The organism is Paenibacillus sp. FSL P4-0081, assembly GCF_000758565.1.
Taxonomy (GTDB): domain Bacteria; phylum Bacillota; class Bacilli; order Paenibacillales; family Paenibacillaceae; genus Paenibacillus_AQ; species Paenibacillus_AQ phytohabitans.
The window spans coordinates 4,210,104-4,224,355 of sequence record NZ_CP009280.1 but is presented as its reverse complement, the minus strand read 5'-3'; the positions used below and the strand labels follow the sequence as shown (position 1 = coordinate 4,224,355).

Sequence of the window (14,252 nt, the reverse complement as noted above, 5' to 3'; positions counted from 1 at the left end):
CCAAACAGCGGTACGGAGACTACTCCCCGCACCGCTGTTGTCCTGCTTGGTTCTATAAACCGCTAATTTTGAAATTATCCAGATACACGCGGTGATCCCGCTGGGAAGTCGACCCGATCAGGACGGCCGCATAAGCAGTGGCGTTTCCGTTAAATCCGTCTGTCTGGAAGCTGTAATTGCTGGTACTCCCCGTAAAGGTTATATTTGAGATCGCGCCCGTGGAGGTATCAACCGTATAGGCCAGATGCAGGAAGCCGCTCTCCGGATTCCAGGTTCCGGTATACGCAATCTCGGACCCGGCAGATTGCCCGTTCACCTTAAGCGTGATGGCGCCCGTCCGGTTGTCGATGCTCAGGCCGGTAAAATAAGTCTCCGCAAGCTCCCCGCTGCTCTGTGAGGGAAGTGCGGCGTAGAATCCGAGTCCCACATGCTCGGTAGCTTTCACCGGGAAGGAGAGATCCGCCTCAATACGCATCTTCCCCGGCTTCTGGTAGGCTCCGGAGCTGACGATTGGAATGGCCATTGCGCCCCGGGAATTGCCGGCCGCATTGATCTGTGCCTGCGGCAACGGATTTCCCTGGCTGTTATTCACATAAGCGGAGAAATTACCGTTCGAAGGGAAGCTTGCCAGCGACCAAGTCCCTCCTGGAAGATTAGCCGTGTCCGGTGCTCTTCCGGAAATCACGCTTCCGTTGCTTCCGCTGAATCCGTCGGAGATCAAGGTGACTGCCTCAACATTCACCGCCACATTTGCGGTTAAGCCCTCATACGTGGCGTGGACCACAGATGTTCCGGCCGACACCCCGGTAATCACCCCTGCCGCATCGACGGCAGCTACTGCCGGATTGCTGCTCGACCAGGCAACCTGGACACCGCTCATGACCGTGTTATTCTGATCATAGACTGCAGCCGTTACAGAAACCGTCCCCCCGACAGGCATGTGGACTTCGGTCTGATCGACCGCAATCGAAGCCGGTCCGGGGAGGTCTGCTCCAAGCTTCGTCCGGTCTGTTAAGATTAGATCCCCGAAGAGATTCGGATTCTTGCTGAAGCCGATCCCGCTCATATACTCCATCCATCCCCGTCTGCCTGTTCCGTCATTATCATTCACGAGCAGAGAGAACCCGATGGAGTTCGCCGCAGACGGCGTCATTCCGGCGGGAAGCACATCTGACCATTTAACCGCCAGCTCGTAGACGGTTTGGGTGCCTTCCCGGTGGATCGCGACGGATGAATTCTGCAGGTTATTGCCGCCGATGCCGCCTCTTTTCATGATTGCTTGTGTCTCCGGATTCAAGGCGACGATGTTCTCACTCCAGCCCAGTTTACCCGGCTCGACGGGACGGCCCGGATCGATTGCGAACTGGATGGAATCTCCCTTCCAGGCATCGCCCGGAGGATTGTTGTTGATATGGGTATTATCTGTCACCTGAACAGCCAAGTAGAGCTGCTCTGCGTCCCATTTAGTATAGGCAGTGGCGCTTAAATCTCCAGTTCCTCCCCAATCCGTCATGAGCCGGACCTGCGAGGCCTGATCCAATACGAATGACTCCGCGTGGCTCCACTCCGCTGCACCGATAACTCCGTCTACCGTAATAGGCTGGTTCGACTTGACCGCTGTCAGAGCGCTGATATTCCGTTCGATGAGCTGCGAGAACCCGTCATCCCGGTCTACCTTGATCTTGACAGACAATGGAACGTCCTTGCTTAGCGACGGGGCCGGAATGACAAGAGTTGTACTCGAATGAGGCGCAACAGGCGCAAAAGGTAGCGTTCCGGCCATATCAGAGGGTTCCAGCACGGTGACTGTTCCCCCATCCATTGGCCCGAGTGCATTCTGGTTGTCAATCGTGACCGCCAGATCCCAGCCGTCTCCGGCTGCGTTCACGACCGGAGAGACATGCACAGCGTCAGCTTCCTTCATGAGAACCTCCAGCGTCAGACTGCCGTACTGTTCGCCGGACGCCCCGGTCGGGTAGATGCGTGCGCTGCCGGTGGAGGGGGTTCCCGGGGCTCTGACGGTTAAAGTATCCGTTGCCGGTCCCGCACTGTAGGAGCCTCCTGATACCAGCTGCCAGCCGGCCGGAAGGGCCAGACTGTAAGTTCCAGAGAGCGATTCTGCCCCGCCAGCCCGCGTGACCTGTATCTGAACTTCTTCCCCCGGTGCCGCCGTTATAGCAGAGGTGTCCGCCTGAAAGGTCGGTGTATCCAGCACTGGAGCCGCGGCGAGATTGCCGACGAGATAGACGGGTTCCTGAGAAGCGGTGAATGTCACCCTTCCGCCGATGGTGCTGAAGGAACGGGCATTACCGAATAGATCTCTCAGCTCTACCTCGGCGCTCCCCGTATGCAGACCAATCTGCTTATCGGCGTTTGACCAGATTACAGTGATATCCTGGTTGTCGGACGCACGGTGGAATTTATAGGCTCTTACATCATTGTCCGCCAGACTGTAAGCCTGAACGAAGGTGGCTCCGCCCAGCAGCTCCGAGACCGCATTGAACCCGACGAACGAAGGTTTCGGCGAATTATCGACGTACAGCACACCTTGGCTGCATTCATAGAAGGTACTGTCGGTACAGTCGTTCAGGAAATCGTACCAGTAAATTCGATCGATCAGCTTATCATTCGCCAGATTAGCCACATACAATTGAACCGCATAAGAAGCTGAATCAAGCTCCGTAACCCCTCCCCATTTCTGATCCATCGTCGGCCAGCCAATCTCGGTCAGCCATAATTCAATATCCTTGGTGAGCCCATGACTACTCTGATAAGCTTTAATATAACTGTCCAGATCCTGAAATTCAGCAAGCGTCTCCCCTTGTTCAGGATTGTAAGAAGGGTACACATGGAAGGACATCACATCCAGATATTGCGTGGCCCCAAGATCAACCAGCTGCTTGAGCCAAGGCTCATCATAGTTCAAGGTTACACCGCCGACTACCTTGAGGCTTGGATTCACGCCTTTGATAATCGTATACGCGTTCTGCAGAATCGCCAGATATTGCGCGGGTGTCAGCTGGGTACTGAGTTCATTGCCGATTTCAAAAGCATTCACCTTGCCCTGCAGACTTGTCACCGTCTGTTCTATGACAACAGGATCTGTGCTTGTCACGATGAATGTGCTTAATCCGTTTGCGGCAGCGTTATCAATGTAAGTCGTTGGGTTGCCCGGATTGTAGCCATCCCGGACCGATACCGCGCCTGCCTGGACAGCCAGCGGAAGCCGGATATCTGAGCCTCCATAGGCTTTGCTGAAATGGGTGTTCATGCCCAGGAACGATTGGACAGGTTTACCCGTCAGATCGGTGATTGTTCCGAGATGCAGGTCTTCATGAAGCTGAATCGTTCCATCTGCACTGGCGGCGTCTACGGATACGGTATAGGTCCCTTTGTTCAGAATACCGAAATTCAGCGGCTTGACGAAGCCCTTCTGCTCCGGATTCAGGCTGACATCGAACTCACCTTCATCCACTTTGATATTCGAATAGTCAAGAAGACTGTACTTCACATGCAGGGCCCTGCCGGATTCGAACTGATTGTCAAAAACCAGGTTGACGCCCGATGCTTCCGTCTCTTTGAAAACACTGCCTGTCTTGACTTGTGCCCCGCGCATCGACACGGTAGGGATGAGTTCAGCGGTTACCTTGGCGAAGCAGACCGGTATACTGGTCTCAATCCGGAAGTCGGAGCCATTATTCAGACGGTTGCTGAACTGGGCATCCTCGATGATGTAAGTCGCCTGCTTCCAGGTATTGCTGCCGGTCAGTACGGTCAAGTCTGTGTAAGCGTACTGCGTCTGTGATGAATCATAGGCAAGCTTGAAGCCTTTCTCTCCGCTCACGGCGCTGTCGTAGTAGTCTACCGTTACCTTGACCGTGTTTTTGCCGCCATAAATGTAATTATCGGTTACCTTGAAATAGATATAATGCGCGCTGGCGGCAGGATTCGTCTGCCAGCCGGTAATGCCATTGTAAGTCTGGATCGTCTTGGCATTCGAATCTCCGGCAAACGGCGTCAATCCGTTCTCCTGTGTAACCGACCCCATGATAACGCTTACAGGTCCGGTCACCTTGGTTACAGTCACGGGAATGTTCGTGGTGAGGGTGCCGTACTTCGCTGTGACAACGGCGCTTCCCAGCTGCATGGCCGTGATCTTGCCGGTGCTGTCGACCTTGGCGATGGCAGCGTTGCTGCTGGTGTAGCTGAGGGTCAGCTTGTTCATCAGGAACCCGTTCTGATCCAGTACAGCGGCAGCAATCGTACGGGTTGATCCTATGGGCAGACTTACGGCAGCCGGAACTGCCTGAAGCCCCGTTGCTGCAGAAGTTACCGCACTCTTCGCGACAGTGATGCTCCCGAACAGGACAGGGACAGAGGTGTCAATCCGGAGGTCAGCCCCATTCTCCCTATTTGCAAAGTTAGCGTCCTTTAAGGTGTAGGTGACGGTCTTCCAGGTGTTGCTGCCTGTCAGATACGTCTTAGGTACGTTATAATCCCATGCACTTGATACGGAGTCGTAAGAGAATCCGAAGATGTTGTCTGCGCTGCCGGCCATATCATAATATTCGAATGTGACCGTGACCGCATTAGTTCCGCCATGGATGAAGGCATCCGACACGTTCAGGTAAATATATTTCCCGCCTCCGGCCGGGTCTGTCCGCCAGCCGGATTTGCCCTGGACCGTCTCTTTGATGACCCCTCCCGGACCGTCCCCGTTCCAGGCCGTTATTCCATTCTCTGTATTCGTCTCTCCCAGCACAATACTAACCGGACCCGGTACCGGATCTGCACCTGCATAAGACGGAACGACTGCGACAATCAGCATCCAGACAAGCAGCAATGACACAACGGACTTCCTCTTCATTATTAACCCCACCTCACCTCATCATTAAGGTAATTGCACCTTCATTATAATGACGGGGAGCGAAGGACCCTATGAATATCCTAATGTAAGCGCTATTAAAATTTGAACAAGTCGAATAATGGTGAGAAATCGGCACGGTTTCAGTTCAGAGAATAGGCCGTTACCCCCGCAGTATATAGGTTGTCCACTAACCTGTGGAATTCTTCCGGCGGTAAATCCTTTTCCCGCTGAAGCCATAGACGAAGCAGAGAAAGTGAGGTTGAGATCTGAAACTCAATCAGGTATGGCTTTAAGGAATCGTTGTGCGGAACGTTTAAATCCAATCTATCCAGGATCATTTCTCTTTTCAAGCGTTCAATAAAATGGATACTGCCATAATCACCCAGGAGGGCCTTGAGGACCGAGAGATATTCCTGGTTTTCCAGACAATGAAGCGCATCCTGAACAGTATAGGCAGCCAGCTTTTTATTCGCCAACTCTTCTTTGATGTAATTCAACAAATCATTCTCAACAGAGTCCAACAATTCGTAAATATCAGTGAAGTATTGATAAAAGGTGCTGCGGTTATATCCCGACTTCTTCGCAATCTCTTGCACCGAGATTTTTTCAATCGGCTTTTGGCTATACAGCTCACAAAAAACATCTATGAAATTTTGTCTCGTTTTTTCCGTGATTTCGGGCTGTTTTTTCATTCCATACTCCTTCGCAGACAAGATTATCATCCGACACATCCTGAAAAACTGATGGTTGATGAGGGAAGACTAAAGATTTATGATCACATCATACAACACGCTGTTGGATAGTCAATACCGGAATGTTAAAATAATAGGGGGGATTATTATGCCAGTAAAACAAAAAAGAATTTTGATTTTTGGTGCAGGTGTTATAGGGAGCGCGTATGCAATCAAATTCTTGGAAGCAGGGGTGGATGTTACTCTGTTTGCACGTTCTAACCGGTTTACAGCCTTGAAAGAGAAAGGCCTGCAATATAATGAGAAAGGTGCCGTTAAAGCGGTACAGGTAAAAGTCATCGATAAGCTTGAAAATGATGATGTATATGATTTTATTTTGGTAACCGTTCGTTACGATCAAGCCGAATCCGCGTTGTTAGCACTCAAAGACAATCAAAGCAAAAATATTGTTACCATGACTAATAATTCAATTGGATTTGCTTCGTGGCTGGATATTGTGGGAGACAGACTTTTACCGGCTTTTCCCGGGGCTGGCGGACAGATTAAAGAGGGGATTTTGTATGCCCGGTTTCCGCCAAAGTTGCTATTCGCTACTACATTTGGAGAAATCAACGGTGCAGTGACAGAACGTGTAGAAAACCTCGCACAATTATTTATAACAGCAAAGCTTCCTTACACAATGAATAAGGATATGAGAGCTTATCTCATAACACATTCCGTATCGGACATTGCATTGCTTAGTGTTTTACACTCTGACCATAAGATTATTGACATAAAAACAGTCAGAACCAGACAAACGGCACACCAAATAACAGTCACCTTAAAAACGTATTTAAGGGCCATCCAAAAAGCTGGTGTTGCGATTCATCCATCTGTATTTAAATTTATGCTTTTATGCCCAAACCTGATTTTGGATTTTTTCTTTATGCTATGGCTGCGGACTAATATGGTACGGGATATGCTGCTGCCGGATTACGCGGATAGTGCAAACAGGGAAATTGTGCAGCTGAGGAACGATTTATTGAAGCTCTTAAGCCAAAAAGTTAGCTCTTCAGCTTAATATAGGGACGAAGCAGATAACTTGCTATTTTTAAAGGATTAAGGTTTGGGCTTGTTAGCAATTTTTTGCCCAAGTAGCTGTCGAGATTACGGATAATTAGATCCAGGATCTCATCCGAGAGATGCTCCATCATCCTGCGCAGAACAATTGAGTTCTCATAACTCTCTCTGATCGGCTTGGTAAGCTCCTCATAATTACCCAAACCGCATAAATCCCGGGCGGCATAAATCCCTGTCATCCAGGAGGCATGCTGTCCGAACCCCATGAACGGCATCATTGCCCCAAAGCAATTACCGACATAAAATGTATTGCCGATCCTGCCGGAGTGACATACCCCTAGGGGGTAACCGGTGATTTGGAATTGGTCTGTGATGGGCAGCGCTTGCTGGAGTTCCGCTTGTACCTTGAGATAATAACGCTCCCATAGAGTTTCTATACCGGTATTCATCTCAGGGAGATCAGGAATGGCAATGACAAGGTTAGCCTCTTTCTCCGAGAAGGGAATCAGGTATCCGTATCCGAAAGGTGCGAGGTCATAATCCAGCCAAGCCTTAACCTCATACGGATCGAATTGGCCCTCAACCGTTGCTCCTTTGACCGAAACCGTCAGATCTTCCCTGAAATTGCGGGTTTTCTTCGCGTAATCGCTGTCCCCAGTTGCAAGCACCACATGCGTATAGTCTGCAAGCAGTTCCTCATATGTTTTGTCAGATCTATAATGGATTTTTGACTTAACCTGCCTCCCCAGCTGTGCTTCATAAGAATTCTTATGTCTTCCACGAATGTTCGTGAAGCCTAGCTGCCCTTCCAGAACAGCCTGCTCATGCTTCGAATAAAATGTAAACTTTGAAATGCCGGCAGCCGGATGAAGATATATACCGTATTGCTCCGATAAGTAAGCGATACTGTCGTTAACGGGACGGGTGAACATGGAGAGCAGCACTTCGGCATTCACAAACCGGTCTCCAATCATACTGCGGCTCTCAAAAATTACGGGTTCTATTCCATGCTTCTCAAGTTTAATGGCACAGGCAAGCCCCGATATTCCTGCCCCCATGATTGCAACTTTCATCTAGCGCTCACTCCTTCCAGACATTCTCTTGCATACATTCTTCCCGTAACAGCAGAGTGAGTATTCATTTAGGCTTGAGCGATTTTACACAGAAATACCCAATTTAATAGTTTATCTGTAATTAATTTCATCGTCAATCTGCTAACTCATAGGTCTAATGGTATTTTATAGCATATAATCTCTTTAATTAGCTAAAGGAGGTGAATTTACATGAAAAAGGAAGAAAAAGAGCTGCTTGCAGCGATTTTGGAAGTTACCGAAGCATCTGATAACGATGTTACACGCCAGAACAACGTCAATAACATTCACTAAGTAACTCTCCGCAGCCCATCCTCCTCATTGAATCTTCCAATGAGGAGGAATTCTCTTCATAATGGAGGTTTTGGAATGGTAAAAACTGCGCTAATATACCCTCCGGTCAGCGATCCTACTTCAGGTTTTCACAGCCTATGTTGCTTGGCGGGCTATGCGCGGCAATTCGGCTTTGAAGATATTGATATTATTGATAGTAATATAGACTCTTGGCTGTATACCGTAACGCCTGGGCAAATCGGAAGAACAATGCAATATATAAATGAACGGACCGCGCAGCTTCAGGCACTGGAACAACCTACGCCCATTGAACAGATGGAGCTTTATTACGCGCTCAAAGTACAAGGCATGAATTTTGCCGGGGCGCTGCCAGCCGCGCTGCATACTTTCCGTGATGAAACAGAATTTTTTGACTACAGGCTGTATACCAGCGCCGTTGAGACTGTAATGCTCTGGATGGATGCCTTATCTCTAAAGGGCTTCCCGGGGCAGTTCAGAGGGTTCAGCTTAGCCACCAGCGGATTCTTCAATGTATTTAACTCCCTGGATATGCGCGATACCCGAATTACCGGAGTGATCTCCGGACCTTTCACCGACTATTTCAGGAACGAATTGATTCCCGGCATCATCACTGGCGGTTATTCCCTCGTCGGGATCAGCATCACCTATGTCGCCCAGCTTCCTTTCGCGCTCAGCATGGCGCAGCACATCCGGGAGAGCTGCCCGGAAACCCGGATTATATTTGGCGGGACTGCCGTCTCAGATTACTGGAAATATATTTTGAACAAAAGCGATTTCTATGCTGTATTTGACTCTGCAGATGCCTGCATTATCGGCGAAGGTGAAAGTGCACTGGTCTCTATCCTCCAGGCATTGAAGCACCATAAGCCGCTGCCTGCGTCACCGAATATTGCACTGCATCCCCGGTACCAGGCGGTGCATGGTGCCTCCGCTCTGGAGATCAAATACGAAGATATCTGCTCCTTTCCGGTGCCGGAGTACAGCAAGCTGCCCTGGGAGAAATACTTATCCCCCTTTCCGTTCATTTACTATTCTCCTTCACGGGGATGTTATTGGAACCGGTGCACCTTTTGTGATTACGGCCTCAATACCGATTCGCCTACCAGTCCCTGGCGGCAATTCCCGCTGGATAAGATTATGGAAGATTTGAGGACGCTCGCCGTCACCTACAAATATATCTACTTCTCAGTGGACGTGTTATCTCCGGCCCTGCTGCTTAAGCTGGCAGCAGCGATTCTGGAAGAAGGACTCGACATCCGCTGGGGAGCGGAGATCCGGTTAGAGGAATACTGGACACCGGAACGCTGCGCGTTGCTTCAGCAAAGCGGATGTACCGCCATCTCGGTCGGATTTGAATCCGGCAACCAGCGGATATTGAATCTGATTAATAAAGGAACCAAGGTGGACCGGCTGCAGGAAACAATCCAAATGTTCAGCGAAGCCGGCATCGGCGTACAAATTATGGGATTTACCGGATTTCCTACGGAAACGGTTGACGATGCCCTGAGTTCAGTTGATTTTTTGCAGCATAACAGCAGGCACTGGACTTTTGGCGGGCTTGACCAGTTCGTGTTAACCAAAGGTGCCATTATTGCCAAAGAACCGGAGCGCTTCGGCATTCAGGATCTCCGGCCTTTTGAGGGCGAAGATGTCGCCTGGAGGCTGTTTTACAGTGAGCAAACGCATTTGCTTGCCAACACTTCCCGTTGGGGACCGAAGGAGCTGACAGAGGCCAAAGCATCCCTCAGAAGCAACCTTTTTGACCGTCCCTGGGTGGGGGGAGTGGATACTGCGCATTCGATGTTCTATCACGACCGGTTTGGGAACAAGGTCCTCCAGGTCATCAGGGGGACAACTCAGACGGCAGCTAACGAGAACTCAATTTTGGAATTAAACGGACACCTTCTAGAGGGACATTATTACCTTCCGGTCCACAAGCTTTTTAACAAAAAGAACCTGGATAACATCCTTGACAGATCCGAATGCGAAGGTAAGGCAGTCACCGCGCAAAATATAACTGAACTTCTTGGGCAATGGAAACCGGATTGCTCCAGTTACCCTCAGCCCAAAGAACAGCAGCTGTTCGTCCGGCGGGATGGCACTCTTTTTCCGTTTCCTGTACCCATGATCGAGTTTTTGCGGAATTTCGTACCTGGCTTAAGTTTGACGGAGCTGCTGCAGCAATCGGCGCAGCATGAGTTCCATACTGAGTTATGGCAACACTGTATCTCGAACCGGTTTCTGCGGCTGAAACGGTTACCGGCAGCAGAAGCCTGAAGATCGCTTTATGAAGGAGGTGTGCTATTCCTTGAACCCCGCAATCAGCAAACCTAATTACAGACTCCTGTTAAAACATAATGCCGATTTCCGCTATCTATGGCTGGCCCGTGCCAGCTCCGTCTTCGGGGATTCCTTATACAATCTGGCTATCAGCTGGCTCGTGTACTCGATGACCGGCTCCTCGCTCCAGGTGGGGCTGGTCATTGTCGCCAAGTTCCTGCCGGAAATGATACTCGGTTTATTCATTGGCGCCTGGGTAGACCGCTTGAACAAAAAGATTCTGATGCAGATCGCCGATGCCGCTCAGGCTCTGCTCACCGTAACCCTTGCTGTACTCATGCTCACCGGGCAGCTTCAGCTGCTGCATATCTATCTGATCACAGTCGGCTTATCGATTATGGGCAATCTGTTTGCTACCTCGCAGAGCTCCTTCCTGCCTGAGCTCATCGCGGATAAAACCTATCTCATCTCAGCCAATTCACTGCTGTCCGTTTCCCTGCAAATCACCCGTATTCTCGGAACAGTTGCGGGTGGAATATTGGTGGCCTCTATCGGAAATTCAGGGGCTGTGATTGTGGATGCGGTAACCTTTATCATCTCGCTTGCTCTGATCCAGCAAATTAAGCAACGCGGCAAGGCCGGGATGAATTCCCGTGCCGCCACCGGCTTGTCCATCTTCGCGGAAATCGGCGAGGGCTGGCAATGGCTGCGGGGACAAACGGCCATGCTCGTGCTTATCCTTCTCGGTACACTCAGCAATATTGCCTTAGGGCCAAGCAATGTGCTTCCCCCCATGCTGATCGGTGAGCTGCTGGAAGGCGGTTCCGGCGAGCTTGGTATTTTCAATGCAGCTATAGCTGTGGGGCTGCTTCTGGGCGGACTGTTCGTCGGCAGCAGGTCTCCCCGGAGAATTGGTGTCTGGTTCTCCTGCGGCCTTGGGGTTCAAGGCCTTGGCATGTGTGTGATCGCCTTATCTTCCGCTCTCTGGCCGGCTTGCTTCGGCAACTTGATCCTGGGCTTTGGCGTAACAGTCACGGTGATCCCGATGAGCACCTTGTTCCAGCTGCTGGTTCCGTCTCCGCTTCGGGGGCGTGTCAACAGCATCAGCTCCATGGCCTTTAACATCTCCATCCCGTTAACCTATGGCGGAGTAGGTATTCTGGCTGACAGAATCGGCGTGGAAGTATGCTTCGGTCTTGCCGCTGCCTTGTTCGCCGTTTGTCTGATCATCGGGCTGACCAATCATCATCTGCGCAGCCTCGACATCCAGGCTCCACAGTCGTCCCCATCACCTCAGACCAGTCAGTCGGTATAAGTAATCTACATATTTGCATCTCTTCGTGACCCGGTAACGCCGGTAAGTCCAGTCATGCCGGTAGGACCGGTAGAACCTGCCGGGCCAGGTTTTTATTTCATTCAAATATTTCGTTGATATACAGAACTCTCGTTCCGTTGTTCAGATAATAACCCCGGATGGATACCGAGAATCCCAAGTTCCTCGGTAAAATAAAGACTGCAACTCATTTACGAGTATACAGTCTTTATTTTAGCAGTAAGCTTCACCAGTTTTTTTCATAATCGATCTTAAGCTTCTACTTCAACAATGATATTAATAATCGAAGCGTCATGGTCTTTAATACGAAGGGGTACCGCGAAGGCGGAAATGAGTTTTTTATCAATTAACGGCGCTGGATTAATATCTTCATAAATTAGCATCGTCGGCTCTTTATACTTCTCATGGTCTAAAAAGGCATGGTGGACAAAAAATCCGGTTCTTTTGGCTTCCGTCATATTTTCAATGCTTAAGGTATCAATAGCTACGGCTTTGCAGTTTGGCAGCTTCGTCCGGATGTATTCAGCAGCTTGGGAGAGACGGCCGGGAAATGATTCGCGTATTGTTTGAAATCCGTATCCCTGTATTTCCAATAGCCCGTATTGAAGATTAGAATATCTGCTTCATGAAGCTCTTCGTACGCCTCAAGCATAGCGGTTGTAATGAAACCGTCAGCGCCCAGCGGGCAGTCAATCAATAGCGGGCTTCTGTAGATGAAGTCTTCAATTGGAACAGCATCTATGCCCTTACCGTTATTCAAATGATGCCACGGTGCATCAACATGGGTACCCGCATGAAGATAAATGGTTAATACACTTCCGTTCCATTCGTCTCCTTTACTCAAGCGCTCACGAGGATCTAATTTCACTTCTGGCAGCCCTGGAAAAACCGGCATTCCAGCACAAATCGGGTAACCGATTTCGACGTATTTTGAAATAATAACACTCTCCTGTAGTTTCTTTGGGCATAGTACAAGTTCACCCTGATTAACGTTAATCGGTTATTAAGTTCTAATAACACTTACTGGGCAGTCAGAATCAGCGGTCCGTCCGCCGTAATTGCGATCGTATGCTCATACTGCGCCGACAGCTTGCCGTCTGCTGTTCTTGCCGTCCAATCATCATCGTCAATCGTGATGCGGTACGTACCTTCGTTGATCATGGGTTCAATGGTAAATACCATGCCTTCCTTTAACCGGATGCCTTTGCCGGCTATGCCGATATGCTCGTAGCTCGGCTCTTCGTGCAGGCTCCGCCCGATCCCGTGCGCCAGCAGATCACTCACAACGGAATAACCGTTCGCTTCCGCGTGTTGTTGAATCGCCGATGTGATGTCGCCGAGCCGGCCTCCGGGAATCGCCCGGGCGATCCCCAGGTCCAGACATTCCTTCGTCACCTTCATTAATTGCTGCCCCTCCGGCCGGATGTTGCCCACCGCATAGCTCACGCACGAATCGCCGAACCATCCGCCGTATTCCGCGACGATGTCGAGCTTCAGCAAGTCTCCGTCCATGACCGCCCGATTCGAAGGAATGCCGTGTGCCACTACATCGTTAATCGAAATACAGGTTTCTGCGGGGAACCCGTTATAACCTTTCGTGAACTGCTTGCCGCCCAGCTTGGTAATGTGCCTGGCTACAAAGTCATTGATTTCTTGGGTGGTGATCCCAGGTTCGATCAGGCTGGCCACCGCGCGGTAGCAATCCGCCACGATTTGACCCGCCTGTTTCATTTCTTCGATTTCTCGGGGGGATTTTAGAATAATCATCTTTGGTTTATTCGCTCCTTATGCTTGCTAGAATTTCAGAAGCCGGGCGATATCCCCGGCCTCCTCGTGCAGCTTCCCGCGGCGAAGCGAAAGTGAGGCGCACCCGGTCATAGCGGCCAGCAGCATTTCCGCTCGCTGCAGCTTATCCGGTGATTCCGCTGCGTTTCCGCCGGAAGCGGCAGCCCCCTCCGCCGCGCTCCCGGTTTCCAGCAGTGCGGCAAACGGTGTAAGCACCTCCTGGCGGAAAGCGTTCGAGAGCGGGGAAGAACGCCCTTCAGGCAGCGAGGCAAAACCCTCACCCGCCAGCTTATAAAGCAGGTATACGGAGTGGTCCTCCGCCCAAAGCTGCAGCAGCCGGATGCTGGCGGTGGCGGGGTCAAACTCTACGGCACCGGCCGTTTCACCGCTGCCGCTTAAGGAATCCGGGGCTCCCGTGCCCACGGTGTCTGCCACAGCAGCCAACCCCATATGTCTGCCCGCCGTTGACTGCATTGAAGTCGAATCGCGTAGGACCTCCAATGGGATTATGCCCGGTGCCTCCCGCTGGGCACCCATCCATCCCCCGGCCCGGTCCAGTGCGTCCCATAGCAGATCGTTGAGCAAATCGCCTTTATTGCTGTAATAGTGATATACCGTACCATACCCGAGTCCCGCCTGCGCGGCCACATCGCGGATCTCCAGTAATGGTCCTTTATCCAAAAACACATCGGCTGCGGCTTTGCGGATCTGCGCCAGCCGGCGCAGCCGGATATCCTCATTTTGTTCCTTCGTGCGTGGAGTCATCTCGTCCGTTCACCTCTTTATTATTGACCTGCTGTTATGTCAATATAAAACATCGGCACGGGAAT

The 14,252-nt window shown here is 50.8% G+C and carries 10 protein-coding genes; 3 read left to right on the top strand and 7 right to left on the bottom strand.

Translation table 11 applies throughout. The annotated features are described in order from the left end of the window. Positions 1–52: 52 nt before the first annotated feature. Together P40081_RS18095 and P40081_RS18090 are read right to left on the bottom strand one after the other, a co-directional pair. Complete coding sequence (locus P40081_RS18095) at positions 53–4,867, bottom strand: sugar-binding protein (RefSeq protein WP_042137393.1); 4,815 nt, start codon at positions 4,865–4,867, stop codon at positions 53–55. A gap of 140 nt (positions 4,868–5,007) precedes the next feature. After that, positions 5,008–5,559 carry a TetR/AcrR family transcriptional regulator gene (locus tag P40081_RS18090; protein WP_042141190.1) on the bottom strand — a complete coding sequence of 184 codons (552 nt, stop codon included), beginning with the start codon at positions 5,557–5,559 and terminating at the stop codon, positions 5,008–5,010. 148 nt (positions 5,560–5,707) lie between these two features. On the opposite strand from P40081_RS18090, the gene P40081_RS18085 reads away from it, so the two are divergent. Next, complete coding sequence (locus P40081_RS18085; RefSeq protein ID WP_042137391.1) at positions 5,708–6,619, top strand: ketopantoate reductase family protein; 912 nt, start codon at positions 5,708–5,710, stop codon at positions 6,617–6,619. On the opposite strand, the gene P40081_RS18080 is transcribed toward P40081_RS18085, so the two are convergent. Then, a complete protein-coding gene (locus P40081_RS18080; protein WP_042137389.1) occupies positions 6,603–7,691 on the bottom strand; it encodes an NAD(P)/FAD-dependent oxidoreductase in 1,089 nt (362 codons plus the stop codon). The two genes, P40081_RS18085 and P40081_RS18080, sit on opposite strands and share 17 nt — an antisense overlap. Positions 7,692–8,252: 561 nt before the next feature. On the opposite strand from P40081_RS18080, the gene P40081_RS18075 reads away from it, so the two are divergent. Both P40081_RS18075 and P40081_RS18070 read left to right on the top strand, forming a co-directional pair. Continuing rightward, positions 8,253–10,301 (top strand): B12-binding domain-containing radical SAM protein, encoded by a 2,049-nt coding sequence (locus P40081_RS18075; protein WP_197074242.1) that lies wholly within the window; start codon positions 8,253–8,255, stop codon positions 10,299–10,301. Between the two features lie 31 nt (positions 10,302–10,332). Beyond that, complete coding sequence (locus P40081_RS18070; RefSeq protein ID WP_042137385.1) at positions 10,333–11,619, top strand: MFS transporter; 1,287 nt, start codon at positions 10,333–10,335, stop codon at positions 11,617–11,619. 269 nt (positions 11,620–11,888) lie between these two features. Here P40081_RS18070 and P40081_RS39390 read toward each other — a convergent pair whose 3' ends face one another. The 4 genes from P40081_RS39390 to P40081_RS18055 form a co-directional block, all read right to left on the bottom strand. Then, positions 11,889–12,095, bottom strand: coding sequence for a hypothetical protein (locus tag P40081_RS39390; RefSeq protein ID WP_231575145.1), 207 nt, complete (start codon positions 12,093–12,095; stop codon positions 11,889–11,891). A 26-nt stretch (positions 12,096–12,121) separates the two neighbouring features. After that, the gene (locus P40081_RS39385; protein ID WP_231575144.1) at positions 12,122–12,505 is read right to left on the bottom strand and encodes a cyclase family protein; all 384 of its coding nucleotides are present in this window, start codon (positions 12,503–12,505) and stop codon (positions 12,122–12,124) included. 152 nt (positions 12,506–12,657) lie between these two features. After that, complete coding sequence (gene map / locus P40081_RS18060) at positions 12,658–13,404, bottom strand: type I methionyl aminopeptidase (protein WP_042137383.1); 747 nt, start codon at positions 13,402–13,404, stop codon at positions 12,658–12,660. A 27-nt stretch (positions 13,405–13,431) separates the two neighbouring features. Then, positions 13,432–14,187: a TetR/AcrR family transcriptional regulator gene (locus tag P40081_RS18055; RefSeq protein ID WP_042137381.1), complete on the bottom strand. Its 756-nt coding sequence runs from the start codon at positions 14,185–14,187 to the stop codon at positions 13,432–13,434. Between the last annotated feature and the right edge of the window lie 65 nt (positions 14,188–14,252).

Bases quoted from the DNA above. Each gene is read 5' to 3' on its own strand.
- P40081_RS18095 (WP_042137393.1), bottom strand. From the start codon at position 4,867: ATGAAGAGGAAGTCCGTTGTGTCATTGCTGCTTGTCTGGATGCTGATT.
- P40081_RS18090 (WP_042141190.1), bottom strand. From the start codon at position 5,559: ATGAAAAAACAGCCCGAAATCACGGAAAAAACGAGACAAAATTTCATA.
- P40081_RS18085 (WP_042137391.1), top strand. From the start codon at position 5,708: ATGCCAGTAAAACAAAAAAGAATTTTGATTTTTGGTGCAGGTGTTATA.
- P40081_RS18080 (WP_042137389.1), bottom strand. From the start codon at position 7,691: ATGAAAGTTGCAATCATGGGGGCAGGAATATCGGGGCTTGCCTGTGCC.
- P40081_RS18075 (WP_197074242.1), top strand. From the start codon at position 8,253: ATGCAATATATAAATGAACGGACCGCGCAGCTTCAGGCACTGGAACAA.
- P40081_RS39390 (WP_231575145.1), bottom strand. From the start codon at position 12,095: ATGACGGAAGCCAAAAGAACCGGATTTTTTGTCCACCATGCCTTTTTA.
- map (WP_042137383.1), bottom strand. From the start codon at position 13,404: ATGATTATTCTAAAATCCCCCCGAGAAATCGAAGAAATGAAACAGGCG.
- P40081_RS18055 (WP_042137381.1), bottom strand. From the start codon at position 14,187: ATGACTCCACGCACGAAGGAACAAAATGAGGATATCCGGCTGCGCCGG.